The sequence below is a fragment of the Mesorhizobium sp. M0478 genome (assembly GCF_040321305.1).
Classification (GTDB): domain Bacteria; phylum Pseudomonadota; class Alphaproteobacteria; order Rhizobiales; family Rhizobiaceae; genus Mesorhizobium.
Window position 1 is genome coordinate 192,821 of the sequence record NZ_JAMYRH010000007.1, and the last position, 18,308, is coordinate 211,128.

Sequence of the window (18,308 nt, forward strand, 5' to 3'; positions counted from 1 at the left end):
CGTCAGGCGGCCGCGTTGCAGGAGGGGTTGCCCGTTTGCCAGCGCGCAATGTCGGATCCGATGCGCGCGCCGAGCGGATCGTCCATCAGCGGACCGAACACGTCGACGCGGCTGGAATTGCCTTGCGCCTGGACGACCAGCAGCGGCTTGCCGCCATAATGCTTGGCCGGCACCAGCAGGAAGCGGGGCGTGCCGCTGAACGAATTCAGCTCATTGGCCATCTGATAGGATTTGAAGGCGGGATCCTTGCTGGCGATCCAGCATTTGTGGGCCGATATCGCTACCTGTTCCATGGCCAGCAGCGAAGCGCTCTTGCCCGTGGGGACCGGCGCGCTCTTCGGGCTGGACTGGCAGGACGCCAACGCCAAGCCGGCAGCAGCCAGGGGACCTAGGCGAACAATCATCAGTCTCATGGTCAACCGCCCCCGCGTTTTGAAAGGAATTCGAAGAGATATCAGGCGGCGATGCCGAGCGCGCCTTCGAACAGGGCGCGGCCGTCGCTTCCGCCATGCGCTGCCTCGATCAGGTTTTCGGGATGCGGCATCAGGCCGAGCACATTGCCCTTCTCGCTGACGATACCGGCAATGTCGTTCATCGAGCCATTGGGATTGCTGCCCTCGGCATAGCGAAACACCACCTGTCCTTCGCCTTCGAGACGGGCAAGCGTGTCGGCGTCGGCGAAATAATTGCCGTCGTGATGCGCCACCGGCGTGCGGATGATCTGACCCGGCTGGTAGCGGCGGGTGAACATGGTGTTGGCGTTGGCGATTTCGAGCTTCACCTCTCGGCAGACGAATTTCAGCGAGGCATTGCGCATCAGCGCGCCGGGCAAAAGGCCAGCCTCGACCAGGATCTGGAAGCCGTTGCAGACGCCGATGACCATGACGCCCTTGGCCGCCTTTTCCGCCACCGCCCGCATGACCGGCATGCGCGCGGCAATGGCGCCGCAACGCAGATAGTCGCCGAACGAGAAGCCGCCGGGAATGGCGATCAGGTCCACATCAGGGATTTCGGTGTCGGTCTGCCAGACGGTCGCCGGCGCCTGCCCGGAGATCTTGGTCAGCGCCGCAATCATGTCGCGGTCGCGGTTGAGGCCGGGGAGAAGAACGACAGCTGATTTCATATCAAGCGATCTCCACCGCGTAATTCTCGATCACTGTGTTCGCCAGCAGCTTGTCGCACATGGCTTTCAGATCGGCTTCGGCCTTGGCCTTGTCGGTCTCTGAGAGCTCGAGGTCGAAGACCTTGCCCTGCCGCACCTGGCCGACGCCGCCGAACCCCAGTCCGGACAGAGCGTGCTCTATGGCTTTTCCCTGCGGGTCGAGCACGCCGTTCTTGAGGGTGACGGTGATGCGGGCCTTGATCATGCTGGACAGGTTCCTGTTCGAAGACTTAGCAATTCCAGGAAAAGTCTGAAGCGGTTTTTCGTCCGGAATCGCGTCAAGAAATGAAGACTTAGTGCGGCTTGCCTTTGAGGCCATCGGTCGAGGCGACGAGCACCGGGCCGGTCGGGCGCGGCGGCTCGTTCTCGTTCATGATGCCGAGGCGGCGGGCAACTTCCTGATAGGCTTCGACGAGGCCGCCCATATCGCGGCGGAAACGGTCCTTGTCGAGCTTGTCCTGCGTTGCCACGTCCCACAGCCGGCACGAATCCGGCGAGATCTCGTCGGCAACGACGATGCGCATCATGTCGCCCTCGAACAGGCGGCCGCATTCGATCTTGAAATCGACGAGTTGGATGCCGACACCCATGAACAGGCCGGAGAGGAAGTCGTTGACGCGGATGGCCAGCGCCATGACGTCGTCGATCTCCTGCGGGCTTGCCCAGCCGAAAGCGGTGATGTGCTCTTCCGACACCATCGGATCGTCGAGCGCATCGGCCTTATAATAGAATTCGATGATCGAGCGCGGCAGAACGGTGCCTTCCTCGATGCCGAGGCGCTTGGACAGCGAGCCGGCGGCGACATTGCGCACCACCACTTCGAGCGGAATAATCTCGACTTCCTTGATCAACTGCTCGCGCATGTTGAGCCGGCGGATGAAGTGGGTCGGAATGCCCATGCGGTTCAGATGGTTGAAGATGTACTCGGAAATGCGGTTGTTGAGCACACCCTTGCCGTCGATGACCTCATGTTTCTTCTTGTTGAATGCGGTCGCATCATCCTTGAAGAACTGGATAAGTGTGCCCGGTTCCGGTCCCTCATAGAGGATCTTGGCCTTGCCTTCATAAATGCGGCGGCGATTTTTCATCTGATTTTTCTCTGGATTTGCGGGCAGGCGGCAAGCGACCAGTTCCTGTCCGTCTGCCTAAATTGGTGCGGCGACGGGTGGGGTTCAATGCCGGGTCTATCCCAATCACAGCGTTTGCTCAATCGGCAAATCCTTTCCATCGACCGCTTTCAGGAATGAAATGCCGCAGCGCAGCAAGCGATGTAGCATATTGACCGGCCCGCGCCCTTTTGGTTTGTGCTGCGGCAGCACACATATCCATCACCAACGCGAATCGATTTCATCGGAGGGAAGCCATGAGCAGCATGAAAGACCGCGAAGAGGGTTTTGAGCGCAAATTCGCCTTCGACGAAGAACTTCGCTTCAAGGCTTCGGCACGCCGCAACAAGGCGCTTGGCCTGTGGGCAGCCGAAAAGCTGGGCAAGTCCGGCACTGACGCCGACGCCTATGCCAAGGAAGTTGTGGTTTCCGATATCGAGGAAGCCGGCGATCACGACGTATTCCGCAAGATCCGCAAGGATTTCGACGCCGCCGGCGTCGACCAGTCGGATCACCAGATCCGCCGCACCATGGACGAACTGATGGCGCAGGCGATCGAGCAGATCAAGAACACCTAGAGCGAGTAGCGCTGGACCAATCGACCGCCCGGTCCAGCCGGGCGGTTTTTCTTTGCCTTTTCAGCCTTTTCCGGCTGAAACTGTGCGTAGGCCTGTTACAAGGCTCTACCCAACGAGGAAAGCACCCATGTCCCTGAAGTCACGCCTGGCGGCGGATGAAACGCTGTTCACCGCCTGGTCCGGCGTTCCGGACGCTTTGACGGTCGAAATCATCGCCAAGCAGGGTTTTGACGCCGTCACCCTCGATATGCAGCATGGCGGACACCACGAAGACTCGGTCTTGCGCGGCCTGGTGCCGGTGCTGGCCGCCAACAAGCCGGCGCTGGTGCGCATTCCGGTCGGCCGCTTCGACATGGCCAGCCGCGCCCTCGATTTCGGTGCCGAGGCGGTGATTGCACCGATGGTGAATTCGGTGGCCGATGCAAAACTCTTTGCCGCGGCGATGAAATATCCGCCGATGGGCGAGCGCTCCTGGGGCCCGACCTATGCTTTTCCGCGCCATGGCAAAGGCGACCACGCCGAATGGCTGCGCGACACCAATCAACGCACCATGGCCTTTGCCATGGTCGAAACGCGCGCCGCACTCGATGCGCTGGACGGCATCCTCGACACGCCGGGCATTGACGGCATCTTCCTCGGCCCATCGGATTTCTCCATCGCCTGGTCGAATGGCGCCACCGTCAATTCGACGCTGGAAAGCATGATGGAAACCGTCGCCTCCATCGCCGAGCGGACGCGCAAGGCGGGCAAGCATGCGGCGATCTACGTCGTTGAGCCGGCGATTGCCGGCCGCGTCGTGGCGATGGGCTACCGGCTGCTGGCGATGGGCTCGGACCATGCGCTGATTTCGCTCGGCGCAAAGATACTCATCAAAAGCATGAACGATTCGATAAAGGGCTGAGGCGTGGTGCCTTGCCCGGTCAGGCCTTGAGGTCGGTCAGGAACTTGGCGAAGGTCATCGACCCTTCCGGCCACGGGCCGAAGCCGGCATCCTCATTGAGGTGACCGGTTTCGCCGGCATCGATGAACAGCGAACCCCAGGCAGCGGCAATGTCCTCGGCAACCTCGAAGGCGCAGAACGGATCGTTGCGGCTGGCGATGACGATGGACGGGAAGGGCAGCGGTTCGCGCGCATAGGGACCAAAGGTCATCAGGTGACGCGGCCTTATCTCCGGGTTGGCGACGTCGGGCGGCGCGACAAAAAACGCGCCGGCGACCGGCTTCCTGAACTGCGGAATGGCCTGCACCGCGGCCGCCACACCGAGCGAATGGGCAACGATCACCACCGGCCGCTCGGCCTCGTTGACAGCGTTCGCCACGCTCGTCGTCCAGTCCTCGCGCACCGGCTTCGACCACTCCGCCTGTTCGACCCGACGCGCTGTCGACAGTTTCGACTGCCAGCGTGTCTGCCAGTGTTCAGGGCCGGAATTGGTGTAGCCCGGCACGATCAGAATATCTGCGTCTTTGACTTTCATGGCGCTGAGATAGCGAGCGGCCGTGTCTCGTGCAACCCGCGCTGACGCATGCGGTGCATCACAATTGTGAACAACCTGTTCGATTCTTTCCATCTTGTGTGAACGATCAGGATCGACGATTTGAGGCAGGAAGAGATGGACGACAGAATAGACTGGTGGCGCGGCCTGGGATAATGCGCTGAACGGAGAGTTTTATGAGCGAACTGCCTTTTGCCGCGACGACCCCCGTCAGCGTGTCACGCGTGGGCCTGAAGGCGCGCGACGCCGAAGGACTTGCCGATTACTACCGGGCTGTTGTCGGCCTGCAGGAATTGAGCCGCGCCGATGGCGCCATCACGCTGGGCGCTGCCGAGCGCCCGCTGCTGGTGATCGAGCCTGATGCAGCGGCCAAGCCCGACGATCCGCGCAGCGCCGGCCTGTTCCACACCGCTTTCCTGCTGCCCAGCCGCGCCGATCTCGGCCGCTGGATAAACCACGCCGCCGCCAACAAGATCCGCATCGAGGGCGCCTCCGACCATCTGGTCAGCGAGGCTCTCTACCTGACCGACCCCGAAGGCAACGGCATTGAAATCTATAGGGACCGTCTGCCGCAGGAGTGGAAGTGGAACGGCGACAAGATCGCCATGGCGACCGAGCGGCTGAACCTGGCTGCCGTGGTTGGCAGCGTGCCGGCCGGTGACGCCGGCTGGCAGGGCGCGCCGCAAAACAGCATTGTCGGCCATGTCCATCTGCGCGTCGGCCGGCCGGAAGATGCCGAGGCCTGGTGGCACGACGAATTTGGCTTCGACACGGTCGCTAAGTATGGAGGGCAGGCGGTGTTCCTGTCGTCGGGAGGCTACCACCATCATATCGGTGGCAATTCGTGGCACAGCGCCGGCGCCGGGCGCCGCGATCCGTCCCGCTCAGGGCTGGCCTGGGTCGAGATGCGCTCGGACAGGACAACCGCTGAAACCACGCGGGAAGATCCGTGGGGCACGGTGATCCGCACCGTGCCGGGCGCCGCCGGCTGAGCGCCCGCTCGGTTCTTACAAGGAATTGGCGGCGTAGCCCGTCAGCAGCCCATGCGCCCAGCTGTCGAAGCCGGTGGCTGTCGCGCGGCTGGACGCCTCGGTCCAGTCATAATTGACCACGTGATGGGTGAACGACCATTGTCCGTCCTTGCGCGTAGCGAGGGCGTAGCGGGCATGCGGACTGCCGGTCACGGTCAGGCCGGGGAATGCCTGGACGCCGACGCTGCCCGGATTGAGGATTGTCCGGTTGTCCGACAAGCGCACAACGCGCGGCGTATGTGTATGGCCGCACAAGGTCAGCCCGGCGCCGGCGCTGCCCAGCTTGTGCCTGATCTGCTTTTCATTGGAGGGGTGGAAGTGGCTGCCTCCGTCTTCCTCGAGCAGGAACACTTCGTCGTCACTGGGGCTGCCATGGCAAAGCAGGATGTCCGGGGCAGGCGACAGGGTGACCGGCAAGGCCGAGAGCCAGGTCAGGGATGTCTCAGAGAGGCGTTGGTGGGTGAAAGCATCGACGTCTTCCAACCCGGAAGCAGGCGGCTCGATCAGCACACGGTCGTGATTGCCGCGCACGGTCGGCCAATTCTGCGCCATCAGATATTGCGCGGTTTCTTCAGGCCATAGCGGCCCGGAAAGACAATCGCCCAGATTGACGATGATGTCGGGAGAAGCGTCTTTGATCTGCGCATGAACCGCCTCAAGCGCGCGCAGATTCCCATGGATGTCGGAAAGGACGGCCAGCCGCATCGAAAAACCTATCCGAAAACCCGCTTGAAGATCGTGTCGACATGCTTGGTGTGATAGCCCAGGTCGAATTTCTCGCGGATCTCGGCTTCGGGCAGCGCTGCGGTGACTTCCTTGTCACCCAACAATTCTTCAAGAAAATCAGCGCCTTGTTCCCATACCTTCATGGCGTTGCGCTGCACCAGGCGGTAGGCGTCCTCGCGGCTGACGCCGGCTTGCGTCAGCGCCAAAAGCACGCGCTGCGAATGCACAAGGCCACGGAACTTGTTCATGTTCTTCAGCATATTGTCGGGATAGACCAGCAATTTGTCGATGACGCCGGTCAACCGCGACAGCGCGAAATCGAGTGTTACCGTGGCGTCCGGGCCGATCATGCGCTCGACCGAGGAATGCGAAATGTCGCGCTCGTGCCAGAGCGCCACATTCTCCATTGCCGGCAAGGCCATGGACCGCACCATGCGGGCAAGGCCGGTGAGGTTTTCAGTCAGCACCGGGTTGCGCTTGTGCGGCATTGCCGACGAGCCCTTCTGGCCCGGCGAAAAATACTCTTCCGCTTCCAGCACCTCAGTGCGCTGCAGATGGCGGATCTCGGTCGCCAGCCGCTCGACCGACGAGGCGATGACCCCGAGCGTGGCAAAGAACATGGCGTGGCGGTCGCGCGGGATGACCTGCGTCGACACCGGTTCCGGCTTCAGCCCAAGCTTTTTCGCCACATGCTCTTCGACATAAGGGTCGATGTTGGCGAAGGTGCCGATCGCGCCCGAGATAGCGCAGGTGGCAATATCCTCTCGCGCGTGCACCAGCCGCTCGCGGCAGCGTGAGAACTCGGCATAGGCCTGCGCCAGCTTGACGCCGAAGGTGGTCGGCTCGGCGTGGATGCCGTGGCTGCGGCCGATGGTGACGGTGTCCTTGTGCTCGAAGGCCCGGCGCTTCAGCGCGGCGAGCAGGCCGTCGAGGTCGGCCAGCAGGATATCGCTGGCGCGGCCGAGCTGCACCGCAAGGCAGGTGTCGAGTACATCTGACGAGGTCATGCCCTGGTGGATGAAACGCGCATCCGGCCCGACGAATTCGGCGAGATGGGTGAGGAAGGCGATGACGTCGTGCTTGGTGACGGCCTCGATCTCGTCGATCTTGCCGACGTCGAATTTTGCCGCATTGCCCTTTTCCCAGATGGTCTTGGCGGCTTCCCTGGGGATGACGCCGAGCTCAGCCAGCGCATCACAGGCATGGGCCTCGATTTCGAACCAGATGCGGAAGCGGGTTTCCGGCGACCAGATGGCGACCATTTCCGGCCGGGAATAGCGAGGGATCATCCGTCAGTCCTGATGTGTCCGTGTTTAAGTGCGCGTCCTAACAGAGGCGGACCGAATGCTCAACGCTGCTGGCGCGCAAACCACACGCTGGCGGCGGCAAGCGCGATGAATCCGAGCGGAAAATAGAGCCTGATACCCAGCACCACGAATTGGTAGAGCGCCGTCAGCGAGGTGAAGACCAGTTCGAACGCCCACCGGGCGGTGAAGGCCTCCGCGTGCCATTCGGCATAGTAGGAGCGGTATTGCAGCGCAAACAACCCGCCGGTGAAGGCGAGCGTCGTGGCAAGCAGGCAGACGAAGGCGGCGGCGAACGCCACTTCCCAGTGCCGGTCGAGCGAGACCAGCCGCGCCGCGAACAACCCGACGGGAAAGGCCAATGCCGCGCCGGTCGCAAACAGCAGGGCGACGAAGCGGATCTTTTCCGGGGTCTCCCAATTGTCGAGCCAAAGACCGGTCAGCGCGCTGGCGCCCATGGCCATCGCCCACAGCAAGGCGCCGACAAGCGCCGCGCCCGTCGATGGTATGGCGCGGCTGACGCGATTTCCGGCGCGCTTGCGCCAGCTGGATTGATCGAGCGCTGTCACAGGCGTCCGGTCACGGCGATCCAGCGAAAATCCGGCCCTTCGAAGCCGTATTGGCGCACCGCGATCAGCACCGCATAGGCGCTGATGCTGTCCATCGAGAACGTCTGCACCGCGCCGATCCTGTAGCCGTTCGGGCAGCCACGGCTTTTCGGGATCGATTTATCCTCATGCAGCAGATGGGTCCGGCCGCCATCCCTGGCCTCGATCCGCAGCAGGCGAAAACCGTTGACCTCGCCCTGGCTCTGGCAGCTTTCGGTGTCATTCATGCCGATCTCGTCCAGCCGGAATTCCAGCGGCGGGTCGACCGGCGAAAAGATCGGCCGTGGGTTCACCACCATGCGGAACGGGTCGGCCGACAATTCGGTCACCGGGTTGAAGCCGGCGGTGATGCCGCGGTTGGCGGTAAGCTCGGCCTGGGCAATGATTGCTTCGCCTTTTTGCTTGGCTTGCTGACGGGCCGTCTCGAGCGAGGCGGTCTCATCCTCCAGCCGGACCCGGATTGGCGTGCCCTTCAGGAACGTGTCGTCGGCGGTGTTGATGTAGTAGCGATTGGCATAGGGAAAGCCCGAACCGTCTGCCACACCATATTCCTCGAAGGCGAAGACGCTGCCATCCTTGCTGAAGCCGAGGATTTCAAGCTCGGCGACATCGCCCGCTCGGGCGGCCATGGCGGATGCCAGATGGACCAGCAGGCAAACGCCAATCAGGACGAGATTTCGCATCGGGGTTCCGCTCCGCCTGCCCTGGTTCGATCGTTCCCTATCACGAGACAGTCAAAACATCGTGCTATTCAAAAGGCGATGCATCCAATTTCGCCTCTGTTTGTTATCGTCGATCGTTTTCAAAAGGAGAACACCCCATGAATGAGGCCAGCAAGATTCGCGAGCATATGGAAGTGATCGGCGCCGACGGCGTTCACATCGGCACCGTCGACCGGGTCGATGGCGAGCGGATCAAGTTGACCAAGGCCGACAGCGGCGAGGGCGCCCATCAGGGGCATCACCACTACATTCCCTTGAGCCTGCTTGCCGAGGTCGAGGGCCAGAAAGTCTGGCTGTCGGCAAATTCGGATGTCGCGGTCAGCTTCGAGGAAGAAGAGTCCGACCCGACCTGATTGAAAGTCAGCGCGACGACCACACCGCAAACAGATCGCCTTCGGCCGGCGTCGCGGCATGGATGCCGCGGCTGATGGCGCGCGCCATGGTGGCGCCGGCGGCGGCAAAGAAATCGACGGCATCGTCGGCGCTGAGTTCTATGCCGCTCTTCCCCGTCGCCAGCGCGAACACCAGATCGCCGTCAGCCGGCGTGTGCACGGGCCAGATGGCGCGCACGAAGCCGTCATGCGCTGAAATGGCCAGCCGCTTGGCTGCCGCCTTGGTCAGCACGGCGTCGGTGGCGATGACGGCGATGGTGGTGTTGCCACCGGCCTCGGCTTGTCCACCGACACGCTTGTCGCGGTATTTCAACAGGATCCGCCTGGCATCGTCCGGCATTGGCGAGGGATAGCCAAGCCCGCCGAACTCATCGCCGATCTCGAAGGGCGCCGCCCAGAAATAGCGTGTACGGGCAATCGTCACCGAGCCGGTCGGGTTGGCGGCGGCCAGCGCGCCGATGGTGATGCCGCTGTCGAGCACGGTCGAGGCCGAGCCGAGGCCGCCCTTCAGCCCGGAGCTTAGCGCCCCGGTGCCGGCGCCGATTGTGCCGAGCGGAAAGTCGACTGTTGCCGCCTGGGCGGCTTCGTAGCCGAGGTCGCGGTAGGGAGGATAACGCCCCCAAGCCTTGTCGCCGCCATTGCGCAGGTCAAACAGGATCGCCGCCGGCACGATCGGCACGCGAAAGCCGCCGACATCGATGCCTATGCCGTTTTCACGCAACGCTGCCTGAACGCCGGAGGCGGCGTCGAGGCCGAAGGCCGAGCCGCCCGACAGCACGACGGCATGAACCGCCTCGATGGAATTGTGCGGTTCGAGCAGGTCGGTCTCGCGCGTGCCCGGCGCGCCGCCGAGGATCTGCACGCCACCGACCGCCGGTTCATCGCACAGCACGGTCGTGACGCCCGATTTCAACCTTGCGTCCGACGCGTTGCCGACGCGCAGGCCGGCGACATCGGTGATCAGATTGCGCGGCCCGGTGCGAAACATCAATTCTTCTCCGCCGGCACGAAACGCGTCCCGTCGAAGCGGAAGGCGCGATAGAGGTTTTGGCTCAGATCGCCTTTGTCGTCGAACCGCAGCGGGCCGATCGCGGTGGTGAAATCATGCCCGGTTAGCGCGTCGGCCAGCCCCTTGCCCGAGGTCTCGGGCGCGGCCGAGGCCGCCTTGGCAATCTCCACCGCCGCGTAGGCCGGCAAGGCATAGCCATCCTGCGCGATATTTTTGGCCGTAAACGCCGCCAGCACCTTGGGATCGGCGACATCGGCCCATTCCGGCGGCGCGATCATCAGCGTGCCGATGGCGTAAGGCACATCGCCGGGTGGCGTGCGCAAATTCTCGCCGCCGGCAAAGACGATGCCGGCCTCGAGCTGGCCGGCGTCGCGGCCCATAATGGCGATGTCGTCGCCGTCGCCACCGGCAAAGACATGCGTCGCGCCCGCCTTCTTCAGCCGGCCGATCAGCCCGATCTGGTTGTCGAGCTGCGGCCGGAACGTATCTGTGAAGACCGGCTTCAGCGCCGCCTGTTCGGCCGCTGCGCGCAGCGTCTCGGCGATTTCGCGGCCATAGATGGTCCCGTCATCGACGATGGCGAACAATTCGCTCTGCCACAGCCGGGTCAGGATGCCGGCCACCGCATTGCGCTCGTCGTCGCCGCGTGGCCCCAGCCGGTAGACCGGCCAGCCGGTTTTGGCGCGGCGATCGGTCAGGCTTTCGGTGCGCACGCCAACGGTGATGACCGGTATGTCAGCGTCCTTGAGGATCGGCAGCGCCGCCTGGATCGCCTCGGTGCAGAGGAAGCCGACGACGATATCGACCTTCGCAGCGGCGAATTCCCTGGCGGCGGCAGCCCCGCCATCGGCGGTGCAGGCATCGTCGACCGTCTTGATCTCGGCGCCGTTGGCTTCTGCTGCCAGGGCAGCACCCGCCTCGATCTGCTTGCCCAGGATCGCCGACGGACCGGACAGGGGTGCGGCGACGCCGACAAGCAGCGTCTGCGCGCCGGCGCTTGCCGGCAGCAGCCAGAGCAGTGCCGCTATTACAGCTGTTGGGGGTCGCATTCTGACGACGAATTCCTCCGTGCCGGTCGCATGCTTCCAGCGTCTCTTGTGCCAAGACCTAAAGGCTGCCCGCCCCAGGCGCAACACGGGAATTTGCGGATTGGCGTCAACCACTTCGCTTGTGGCCTATTGTGTGCCGCCATATATAACGCTTGGATTCCCGCTTATGGAAAATCATCGGTGTTGAAGTTGAACGACATAGGGCCTCAGGCCTATCGCGACGCGATGGCGCATTTTGCCGGCCACGTCCATGTGGTGACCACCGACGGGCCCGCCGGCAAACGCGGCACGACGGTGATTGCCGCCTGTTCGGTGTCGGACACGCCGCCGACGGTTCTCGTCTGTCTCAACCGCGAGAATGCCAAGAACGAGCTGTTCATGCAAAACGGCCGGTTTGCGCTGAACACGCTGGCTTCGCACCAGCAGCCCCTATCGGTGGCGTTTTCAGGCCTGACCGGGCTGTCGGCCGATGAGCGTTTCGGGCTGGGCGAGTGGGATGTCATATCGACGGGCGCGCCTACCCTGAAGGGCGCTCTTGCGGTTTTCGACTGCGAATTGATCGACACCAAGGATCTCGCCACCCATCGTGTGCTTTTTGGCAAGGTGACAGGCCTGCGCATGGGCGATAATTTGCGGCCGCTGATCTACCACGCCCGCGACTACCACGTGCTGCAGAGCGGAGCAGAGGCGGCAAGGGAGAAAGAATGACCGAGCTGAAACCGCGCCCCGCGCCGCGGACGATCGACGAAACGCTCGATCTCCTGACCGGCGCGGACTACGTCGCGGACCGCTCGCTGGCAACGGTGCTGTTCCTGTCCCTGCGCATGCAGCGGCCGCTGTTCCTTGAAGGGGAGGCCGGCGTCGGCAAGACCGAGATCGCCAAGGTGCTGGCGCAGGCACTCGGCCGCCGGCTGATCCGCCTGCAATGCTATGAAGGCCTCGACGTCTCGTCCGCTGTCTATGAGTGGAATTACGCCGCGCAGATGATAGAGATCCGCATGGAGGAGGCGGCAGGCTCGGTCGACCCCTCCGACATGGAGCGCAATGTCTTTTCCGAAAAATACCTGATCCGCCGCCCGGTGCTCGATGCGCTGACCGGCAAGGCGGGTGCGGCCCCGGTGTTCCTGATCGATGAGCTCGACCGCACCGACGAGGCTTTCGAAGCATTCCTGCTCGAAATTCTGTCCGACTTCCAGGTGACGGTGCCCGAGCTTGGCACGATCAAGGCGGAGGAGCCGCCGATCGTCATCATCACCACCAACCGCACCCGCGAAATCCACGACGCGCTGAAGCGGCGCTGCCTCTATCACTGGGTCGACTATCCCAATGCCGAGCGCGAGCTGGAGATCGTGCGCCGCAAGGTGCCGCAGGCCAACAGCCGACTTTCCGCGGAAGTGGTGTCGTTCATCCAGAAGCTGCGCCGGGTCGAGCTGTTCAAGGCGCCGGGTGTCGCCGAAACCATCGACTGGGCCGGCGCGCTGACCGAACTCGACAAGGTGGCGCTCGATCCCGAAACCGTCTCCGACACGATCGGCGTTTTGTTGAAATACCAGGACGACATTGCCCGCATCGGCGCGGGCGAGGGCCGGCGCATCCTCGATGAGGTCAAGGCCGAACTGGCGGCGGCGGAGTAGGGCAGTGAAGGCGCCGGGTGCTTACCCCAAAGAGACCGACCCCAGAGAGGCGACGGAAGACGGGCGCATCGCCGACAACATCGTCTATTTCGCCCGCACCTTGCGCAAATCCGGCATGCGGGTCGGGCCGGCTTCGGTCAAGGATGGGATCGAGGCGGTGCTGGCAGCCGGCATCGGTTCGCGCGACGATTTCTACTGGACGCTGCATGCCGTGCTGGTGTCGCGGCACGAGGATCACCCTGTTTTCGACGAAGCCTTCCGGCTGTTCTGGAAATCGCGCGAGCTGATCGAGAAACTTCTGGCGATGTTCTCGCCTGTGGCGCCCGACACCAGGGAGAAGCAAAAGCCGCGCGCGGCAGAAAACCGCGTCAGCCAGGCCATGTTCGAAGGCCACGAGAAGAATCGGCCGGTCAGGGAAATCCCGGAGATCGAAGTCGACGCCCGGCTAACCTTCTCCGGGAATGAAGTGCTGCGCGGCAAGGACTTTGCCCAGATGAATGCCGACGAGATGGCAGACGCCAAGAAGGCGATTGCCCGGCTGCGGCTGCCGTTCGACATGGTCCGTACCCGACGCTTCAAGGCAGACCTGCATGGCCGCCGTATCGATCCACGCGCCATGATGCGCTCGGCCGCGCGCACCGGCGGCGAACTGATCCTGCCGAAATTCCGCTCAGCCCGCGAAGTGCATCCGCCGCTGGTGGTTCTCGCCGATATCTCCGGTTCGATGAGCCAGTACACGCGCATCTTCCTGCACTTTCTGCATGCGCTGACCGAAAAACGGCGGCGCGTGCACACCTTCGTCTTCGGCACGCGGCTGACCAATCTCACGCGGCAGATGCGCCATCGCGACCCCGATGCCGCCCTTGCCGACTGCTCGGCGGCGGTCAAGGACTGGTCGGGCGGCACCCGCATCGGCGATACGCTGGCGGAGTTCAACAAGCACTGGTCACGCCGCGTGCTCGGGCAGGGCGCGGTGGTGCTTTTAATCACCGACGGTTTGGAGCGCGACGATGTTTCCGGCCTGTCGCAAGAAATGGATCGCCTGCACAAATCCTGCCGGCGGCTGATCTGGCTCAACCCGCTTCTGCGCTTTGGCGGCTTCGAGGCGCGGGCCCGCGGCGTCAGAGCGATGCTGCCTCATGTCGACGAGTTCCGCTCGGTACACAATCTCGATGCGCTGGCCGACCTCTGCGCCTCGCTGGACAAGAAATCCGCCGCTTCGGTCGATCCGCGTCGCTGGCTGGACGCTGGTGTCAGGCGCGCCGCATAGCCATATTGGATTCCGAAAACAGGCTCCCAGAGAAAAACAGACTTTGAGGCAAGCGATCATGGACAACAGCATCTATCTCGATGAAGCCCGCGATCCGCTGATTATCGCGGAGGGCTGGATGAAGGACGGCAAGGATGTCGCCATCGCCACTGTGGTCGAGACCTGGGGTTCGGCGCCGAGGCCGGTCGGCAGTCATCTGGTCATCGACGCCGAAGGCAATTTCCACGGCTCGGTCTCGGGCGGCTGCGTCGAGGGCGCCGTGGTAAGCGAGGCGATCGACGTCATCGACAGCGGTAAGGCCAAAATGCTGGAGTTCGGCGTTGCCGACGAGACCGCCTGGCAGGTCGGCCTATCCTGCGGCGGCCGCATCAAGGTCTATGTGGAGCGGCTCGGTTAGGCATGGATCCCTACGCTCTCAAAGCCCTCAATGCCGAACGCCGGGCCCGCCGCGCCGCGATCCTGGTCACCGATCTCGGCGACGGCCGCGACCGCATCGTGCGAGAAGGCGACCAGGTTGCCGGCGATCTCGGGCAAGCGATCGCCAAGGCTTTCCGCACCGGCAATTCGGGTTCGGTCGAGGCTGAAGGGCGCACCTTCTTCCTCAACGCGCATTTGCCGCAGCCGCGCCTGGTGGTAGTCGGCGCCGTCCATATCAGTCAGGCGCTGGCGCCGATGGCCAGGATCGCCGGCTATCCCCTGGAGATCGTCGATCCGCGCACCGCCTTCGCCACCCCGGACCGTTTTCCCGATGTAGCACTCCATGCCGAATGGCCGGAGGATGTGCTGAAACGCCAGCCGCTCGACAGCTATACGGCGCTCGCCGCCGTCACCCATGATCCGAAGATCGACGATTTCGCACTGAAGGCCGCGCTCGACGCCAACTGTTTCTATGTCGGCGCACTCGGCAGCCGCAAAACACACGCCAGGCGCGTCGAGCGCCTGCTGGCGCTCGGCGCCAGCGCCGACCAGATCGCCCGCATCCACGCACCGATCGGTATCGACATTGGCGCGGCGAGCCCGGCCGAGATCGCCGTCGCCATCCTGGCGCAGACGATCCACGCCTTTCGCTCGCGCGGTCTCGAAGCCAAAGGCGCGGCGGCGTGAAGTTCGGGCCGATCCCGATCGATCAGGCGCAAGGCGCGGTGCTGGCGCATGCCACGACGGCGGGCGAGCGGCGTTTCCGCAAGGCGCACAGGCTGAGCACGCAGGACGTGGCGGTGCTGAAGGCGGCCGGCATTACCGAGATCGTCGTGGCGGTGCTTGCCGCCGATGACCTCAGCGAGGATGCGGCGGCCGAAAAGATTGCTGCCAGCATGGCCCACCGCAACATCGAGGCAAAACCGGCCGCGACCGGCCGCGTCAACCTCCATGCCAAGGCCGCCGGTCTCTTCACCGTCGATGCCGCCATGATCGACGCCATCAATGCGGTCGACCCGACCATCACCATCGCCACGCTGGCGCAGCACGCACCTGTCGAGACGGGGCAAATGGTGGCGACGGTCAAGATCATCCCGTTCGCTGTTGCCACGGCTCTGGTCGACAAGGTGACGAAGATCTGCGCCGGCGGCGAGATCTTCGCCGTCAACGCCTACCATCCGGTGCGCATCGGCGTCATTCAGACGATGCTGCCCGGCATTAAGGCCAGCGTGCTCGACAAGACGCTGCGCGTCACCGAGGCCCGGCTGGCACGCTCCGGCGGCCGGCTGACGACGGAGCGCCGCACGCCGCACGAGATCGCGCCTGTAGCCGAGGCAGCGGCCGCGCTGGCGCGCGACAACGACATGGTGGTGATCTTCGGCGCCTCGGCGATGAGCGATTTCAACGATGTCGTTCCGGCGGCGATCGAGGCAGCAGGTGGCACGGTGATCCGCGCGGGCATGCCCGTCGATCCCGGCAATCTGCTGGTGCTGGGCACGCTCGACGGCAAGCGCGTCATCGGCGCGCCCGGTTGCGCCCGCAGCCCCAAGGAGAACGGTTTCGATTGGGTGCTCGACAGGCTGATCGCCGGCCTCGACGTCACCGCCAAGGACATCGCCGGCATGGGCGTTGGCGGCCTCTTGATGGAAATCCCGACCCGGCCGCAGCCGCGCGAGCCGCTGCCGGCGAGAGCCGGGCTGAAGGTCGAGATCGTGCTTCTGGCCGCCGGTCGCTCCAGCCGCATGGGCGGGCCGAACAAGCTTCTGGCGCTGTTCGACGGCAAACCGCTGGTGCGCCGGACAGTCGAGCGCGCACTGGCCTCGAAGGCAACCAGCACCTTTGTCGTCACCGGCCACCAGCGTGAGCGGGTGCACCAAGCCTTGACCGGCCTCGACGTGATCTTCGCCGACAATCCGGATTTTGCCGACGGCCTGTCCTCGTCTCTAAAAGCCGGCATTGCCCGCGTTGGAGCCGAGGCGGCCGGCGCCATGATCGTACTCGGCGACATGCCGGGTATCTCATCGGCCGATCTCGACCGGTTGATCGAGGCCTTCCGTAGGGACGGCGGCCGCTCAGTGGTGCGTGCCGCCCATGACGGCCGCCGCGGCAATCCGGTGCTGCTGCCACGCGCGCTGTTTGGAGGCATCGCTCACCTCGAGGGCGACACCGGCGCCCGCCATCTGGTCGAGGCCGAGGGACTGGATGTCATCGACGTCGAGATCGGCGACGGCGCGTCGATCGATGTCGACACCCGCGAGGCGCTGGAAGACGCCGGCGGCGTGCTGCAGGATTGACAAAGCGAAGCCGAAAAACGCATGCCTTTAGCATGGCTCTCTCTTTACTTGCCTCAGCGCTTCTACCCCCCTCTGGCCTGCCGGCCATCTCTCCCTCAAGGAGGGAGATCAGCAGCCTCGATGGCGGCGTCTATCCTGCAGCTTTGAAGATTGGCGGAAGGCGGCGTGATATCCAATCTCCCCCCTTGAGGGGGAGATGGCCGGCAGGCCAGAGGGGGGCGGCCGCGCTCCATAGCCTTCTGATTTCGCTCTTTTTCCTGTTCTCTGCCGCCCACGCCGACGCGCTCGAACTAAAACCCTACAAGGATGACCTCTTCGCCTATCCGGCGACGCTCTCGTCCACGGACAAAGGCGCCTACACCGTCATCGACTATCGCGAGATGCGCGACATCAACGACCGCGACGAGGTGCCGGAAAAGCGCGTGCAGGCTAAGTATACCGACACCGGCGTGCGCAAGGTGCAGCGGGATTTGATGCTGAAAACCGATGCCGGCGATGTCAGGCATGTCGCCGTCGGTAAGACCGAAGGCGCCGGCATCATCGTGCTTTACCTGCACGGGCAGGGCGGCAGCCGCAAGCAGGGCGTCGACGACTTCACCTTCGGCGGCAATTTCAACCGCATCAAGAACCTGATGGCCGGCAATGGCGGCCTCTATCTCTCACCCGATTTCACCGATTTCGGCGACAAGGGCGCGGCCCAGGTCGCGGCGCTGATCGGCCACTATGCCGAGGCCTCGCCGGACGCCAAGATTTTCGTCGCCTGCGGCTCTATGGGTGGTGCGCTGTGCTGGAAGCTGGCCGGCCGCAACGATACGGGACGGCGCATAAACGGGCTGCTGCTGCTCGGCTCGCTGTGGGATGACGGTTTCCTGTCGAGCCCGGCCTACAGGCGCCATGTGCCGGTGTTCTTCGGCCAAGGCAGCAAGGATCCGGTCTTTCCCGTGGAGAAGCAGGAAGCCTTCTTCCGCTCCATCACTGCGAACTCGAAAGCCTATCCGACCCGGTTCGTCCGGTTCGAGACCGGCACCCATGGCACGCCGATCCGCATGGTCGACTGGCGCCAAACGCTGAACTGGATGCTGTCGAAGGCGCCCTGAGGCATATCGCCCAGGGGTGCCCCTTGGTTTTGGCAATCATGGTTCGGCCGATATCCTCTTAGGTGTAGGCTGATATGATCCAACAGATCGGAAGCACAGCGATGGACGCCCACCCCTTCAAGATCCAAATTCCGAACGAACAACTTGAAGATCTCCAGCGCCGGCTTAGCGCAACACGATGGCCAATTCCGCTAAGCGAAGCGGGCTGGAACGATGGGCCGAGCTGCCGTTCATCAAGCGCCTTGCGGATTACTGGCGAGACCGCTTCGACTGGAGAGTGCAAGAGGCGCGGCTGAACCGGCTGCCGCAATATCTGACGAGGCTGAACAACCTAGATGTCCACTTTGTCCACCAGCCAGGCAACGGACCGGCGCCGCTGCCGCTGATCATAACGCATGGCTGGCCCGGCTCGTTCA

Annotated in this window: 22 protein-coding genes and 1 pseudogene; 12 read left to right on the forward strand and 11 right to left on the reverse strand. The window is 63.7% G+C overall.

Annotated elements, in window-relative coordinates:
- Nucleotides 1-2 precede the first annotated feature (2 nt).
- From NKI64_RS18570 to purC, 4 genes are all read right to left on the reverse strand, one after another.
- Nucleotides 3-413, reverse strand: a complete 411-nt coding sequence (locus NKI64_RS18570) for a hypothetical protein (RefSeq protein WP_023697575.1) — start codon at nt 411-413, stop codon at nt 3-5.
- 41 nt (nt 414-454) lie between these two features.
- Nucleotides 455-1,123: a phosphoribosylformylglycinamidine synthase subunit PurQ gene (gene purQ, locus NKI64_RS18575; RefSeq protein WP_023711489.1), complete on the reverse strand. Its 669-nt coding sequence runs from the start codon at nt 1,121-1,123 to the stop codon at nt 455-457.
- A 1-nt stretch (nt 1,124) separates the two neighbouring features.
- A complete protein-coding gene (gene purS / locus NKI64_RS18580; RefSeq protein ID WP_023669092.1) occupies nt 1,125-1,367 on the reverse strand; it encodes a phosphoribosylformylglycinamidine synthase subunit PurS in 243 nt (80 codons plus the stop codon).
- A gap of 88 nt (nt 1,368-1,455) precedes the next feature.
- Nucleotides 1,456-2,250: a phosphoribosylaminoimidazolesuccinocarboxamide synthase gene (gene purC, locus NKI64_RS18585; RefSeq protein ID WP_013532127.1), complete on the reverse strand. Its 795-nt coding sequence runs from the start codon at nt 2,248-2,250 to the stop codon at nt 1,456-1,458.
- Nucleotides 2,251-2,525: 275 nt separating this feature from the next.
- Here purC and NKI64_RS18590 point away from each other — a divergent pair, with 275 nt between their 5' ends.
- Nucleotides 2,526-2,846 carry a DUF1476 domain-containing protein gene (locus NKI64_RS18590; RefSeq protein ID WP_023669091.1) on the forward strand — a complete coding sequence of 107 codons (321 nt, stop codon included), beginning with the start codon at nt 2,526-2,528 and terminating at the stop codon, nt 2,844-2,846.
- 127 nt (nt 2,847-2,973) lie between these two features.
- The gene (locus NKI64_RS18595; protein WP_023669090.1) at nt 2,974-3,747 is read left to right on the forward strand and encodes an HpcH/HpaI aldolase family protein; all 774 of its coding nucleotides are present in this window, start codon (nt 2,974-2,976) and stop codon (nt 3,745-3,747) included.
- Between the two features lie 19 nt (nt 3,748-3,766).
- On the opposite strand, the gene NKI64_RS18600 is transcribed toward NKI64_RS18595, so the two are convergent.
- A complete protein-coding gene (locus tag NKI64_RS18600) occupies nt 3,767-4,321 on the reverse strand; it encodes an RBBP9/YdeN family alpha/beta hydrolase (RefSeq protein ID WP_023690188.1) in 555 nt (184 codons plus the stop codon).
- Between the two features lie 194 nt (nt 4,322-4,515).
- Between NKI64_RS18600 and NKI64_RS18605 the strand changes: the two genes are divergently transcribed.
- A complete protein-coding gene (locus NKI64_RS18605; protein ID WP_023726920.1) occupies nt 4,516-5,331 on the forward strand; it encodes a VOC family protein in 816 nt (271 codons plus the stop codon).
- A 15-nt stretch (nt 5,332-5,346) separates the two neighbouring features.
- Here NKI64_RS18605 and NKI64_RS18610 read toward each other — a convergent pair whose 3' ends face one another.
- The 4 genes from NKI64_RS18610 to NKI64_RS18625 are packed head-to-tail and all read right to left on the reverse strand — an operon-like array spanning nt 5,347 to nt 8,691.
- Complete coding sequence (locus NKI64_RS18610; RefSeq protein ID WP_352669313.1) at nt 5,347-6,075, reverse strand: metallophosphoesterase family protein; 729 nt, start codon at nt 6,073-6,075, stop codon at nt 5,347-5,349.
- 8 nt (nt 6,076-6,083) lie between these two features.
- Entirely contained in the window at nt 6,084-7,385 is a 1,302-nt protein-coding gene (purB, locus tag NKI64_RS18615; RefSeq protein WP_023726918.1) for an adenylosuccinate lyase, read from the reverse strand.
- Nucleotides 7,386-7,444: 59 nt separating this feature from the next.
- Nucleotides 7,445-7,909, reverse strand: coding sequence for a hypothetical protein (locus NKI64_RS18620; protein ID WP_023726917.1), 465 nt, complete (start codon nt 7,907-7,909; stop codon nt 7,445-7,447).
- Between the two features lie 56 nt (nt 7,910-7,965).
- Nucleotides 7,966-8,691 (reverse strand): DUF2259 domain-containing protein, encoded by a 726-nt coding sequence (locus NKI64_RS18625; protein ID WP_023754383.1) that lies wholly within the window; start codon nt 8,689-8,691, stop codon nt 7,966-7,968.
- A 137-nt stretch (nt 8,692-8,828) separates the two neighbouring features.
- Here NKI64_RS18625 and NKI64_RS18630 point away from each other — a divergent pair, with 137 nt between their 5' ends.
- Nucleotides 8,829-9,083: a DUF2171 domain-containing protein gene (locus NKI64_RS18630; protein WP_023711484.1), complete on the forward strand. Its 255-nt coding sequence runs from the start codon at nt 8,829-8,831 to the stop codon at nt 9,081-9,083.
- Between the two features lie 7 nt (nt 9,084-9,090).
- Here NKI64_RS18630 and NKI64_RS18635 read toward each other — a convergent pair whose 3' ends face one another.
- Both NKI64_RS18635 and NKI64_RS18640 read right to left on the reverse strand, forming a co-directional pair.
- Entirely contained in the window at nt 9,091-10,110 is a 1,020-nt protein-coding gene (locus NKI64_RS18635; protein WP_352669318.1) for a P1 family peptidase, read from the reverse strand.
- Nucleotides 10,110-11,180, reverse strand: a complete 1,071-nt coding sequence (locus NKI64_RS18640) for a branched-chain amino acid ABC transporter substrate-binding protein (protein ID WP_352669321.1) — start codon at nt 11,178-11,180, stop codon at nt 10,110-10,112. Before NKI64_RS18640 ends, NKI64_RS18635 begins: the two co-directional genes overlap by 1 nt.
- 180 nt (nt 11,181-11,360) lie before the next feature.
- On the opposite strand from NKI64_RS18640, the gene NKI64_RS18645 reads away from it, so the two are divergent.
- The 8 genes and pseudogenes from NKI64_RS18645 to NKI64_RS18680 all read left to right on the forward strand — a co-directional run.
- Complete coding sequence (locus NKI64_RS18645; RefSeq protein WP_352669324.1) at nt 11,361-11,888, forward strand: flavin reductase; 528 nt, start codon at nt 11,361-11,363, stop codon at nt 11,886-11,888.
- Entirely contained in the window at nt 11,885-12,814 is a 930-nt protein-coding gene (locus NKI64_RS18650) for an AAA family ATPase (RefSeq protein WP_023734540.1), read from the forward strand. The genes NKI64_RS18645 and NKI64_RS18650 overlap by 4 nt, the downstream gene beginning before the upstream one ends.
- Nucleotides 12,815-12,818: 4 nt before the next feature.
- Complete coding sequence (locus tag NKI64_RS18655; RefSeq protein WP_023754386.1) at nt 12,819-14,084, forward strand: vWA domain-containing protein; 1,266 nt, start codon at nt 12,819-12,821, stop codon at nt 14,082-14,084.
- A 58-nt stretch (nt 14,085-14,142) separates the two neighbouring features.
- On the forward strand, nt 14,143-14,481 hold the full coding sequence (locus NKI64_RS18660; RefSeq protein WP_023734542.1) for an XdhC family protein: 339 nt from the start codon (nt 14,143-14,145) through the stop codon (nt 14,479-14,481).
- A 2-nt stretch (nt 14,482-14,483) separates the two neighbouring features.
- The gene (locus NKI64_RS18665; protein ID WP_023669076.1) at nt 14,484-15,188 is read left to right on the forward strand and encodes an XdhC family protein; all 705 of its coding nucleotides are present in this window, start codon (nt 14,484-14,486) and stop codon (nt 15,186-15,188) included.
- The gene (locus NKI64_RS18670) at nt 15,185-16,795 is read left to right on the forward strand and encodes an NTP transferase domain-containing protein (RefSeq protein WP_352669329.1); all 1,611 of its coding nucleotides are present in this window, start codon (nt 15,185-15,187) and stop codon (nt 16,793-16,795) included. Before NKI64_RS18665 ends, NKI64_RS18670 begins: the two co-directional genes overlap by 4 nt.
- A gap of 185 nt (nt 16,796-16,980) precedes the next feature.
- A complete protein-coding gene (locus NKI64_RS18675) occupies nt 16,981-17,892 on the forward strand; it encodes an alpha/beta hydrolase (protein ID WP_245260652.1) in 912 nt (303 codons plus the stop codon).
- Nucleotides 17,893-17,993: 101 nt separating this feature from the next.
- Nucleotides 17,994-18,256, forward strand: a pseudogene (locus tag NKI64_RS18680) (epoxide hydrolase N-terminal domain-containing protein); the annotation flags it as partial.
- Nucleotides 18,257-18,308: the final 52 nt, after the last annotated feature.

What these genes read in the sequence shown, in the direction of transcription:
- NKI64_RS18570 (WP_023697575.1), bottom strand. Translation starts at nt 413, where the DNA reads ATGAGACTGATGATTGTTCGCCTAGGTCCCCTGGCTGCTGCCGGCTTG.
- purQ (WP_023711489.1), bottom strand. Translation starts at nt 1,123, where the DNA reads ATGAAATCAGCTGTCGTTCTTCTCCCCGGCCTCAACCGCGACCGCGAC.
- purS (WP_023669092.1), bottom strand. Translation starts at nt 1,367, where the DNA reads ATGATCAAGGCCCGCATCACCGTCACCCTCAAGAACGGCGTGCTCGAC.
- purC (WP_013532127.1), bottom strand. Translation starts at nt 2,250, where the DNA reads ATGAAAAATCGCCGCCGCATTTATGAAGGCAAGGCCAAGATCCTCTAT.
- NKI64_RS18590 (WP_023669091.1), top strand. Translation starts at nt 2,526, where the DNA reads ATGAGCAGCATGAAAGACCGCGAAGAGGGTTTTGAGCGCAAATTCGCC.
- NKI64_RS18595 (WP_023669090.1), top strand. Translation starts at nt 2,974, where the DNA reads ATGTCCCTGAAGTCACGCCTGGCGGCGGATGAAACGCTGTTCACCGCC.
- NKI64_RS18600 (WP_023690188.1), bottom strand. Translation starts at nt 4,321, where the DNA reads ATGAAAGTCAAAGACGCAGATATTCTGATCGTGCCGGGCTACACCAAT.
- NKI64_RS18605 (WP_023726920.1), top strand. Translation starts at nt 4,516, where the DNA reads ATGAGCGAACTGCCTTTTGCCGCGACGACCCCCGTCAGCGTGTCACGC.
- NKI64_RS18610 (WP_352669313.1), bottom strand. Translation starts at nt 6,075, where the DNA reads ATGCGGCTGGCCGTCCTTTCCGACATCCATGGGAATCTGCGCGCGCTT.
- purB (WP_023726918.1), bottom strand. Translation starts at nt 7,385, where the DNA reads ATGATCCCTCGCTATTCCCGGCCGGAAATGGTCGCCATCTGGTCGCCG.
- NKI64_RS18625 (WP_023754383.1), bottom strand. Translation starts at nt 8,691, where the DNA reads ATGCGAAATCTCGTCCTGATTGGCGTTTGCCTGCTGGTCCATCTGGCA.
- NKI64_RS18630 (WP_023711484.1), top strand. Translation starts at nt 8,829, where the DNA reads ATGAATGAGGCCAGCAAGATTCGCGAGCATATGGAAGTGATCGGCGCC.
- NKI64_RS18635 (WP_352669318.1), bottom strand. Translation starts at nt 10,110, where the DNA reads ATGTTTCGCACCGGGCCGCGCAATCTGATCACCGATGTCGCCGGCCTG.
- NKI64_RS18640 (WP_352669321.1), bottom strand. Translation starts at nt 11,180, where the DNA reads ATGCGACCCCCAACAGCTGTAATAGCGGCACTGCTCTGGCTGCTGCCG.
- NKI64_RS18650 (WP_023734540.1), top strand. Translation starts at nt 11,885, where the DNA reads ATGACCGAGCTGAAACCGCGCCCCGCGCCGCGGACGATCGACGAAACG.
- NKI64_RS18660 (WP_023734542.1), top strand. Translation starts at nt 14,143, where the DNA reads ATGGACAACAGCATCTATCTCGATGAAGCCCGCGATCCGCTGATTATC.
- NKI64_RS18665 (WP_023669076.1), top strand. Translation starts at nt 14,484, where the DNA reads ATGGATCCCTACGCTCTCAAAGCCCTCAATGCCGAACGCCGGGCCCGC.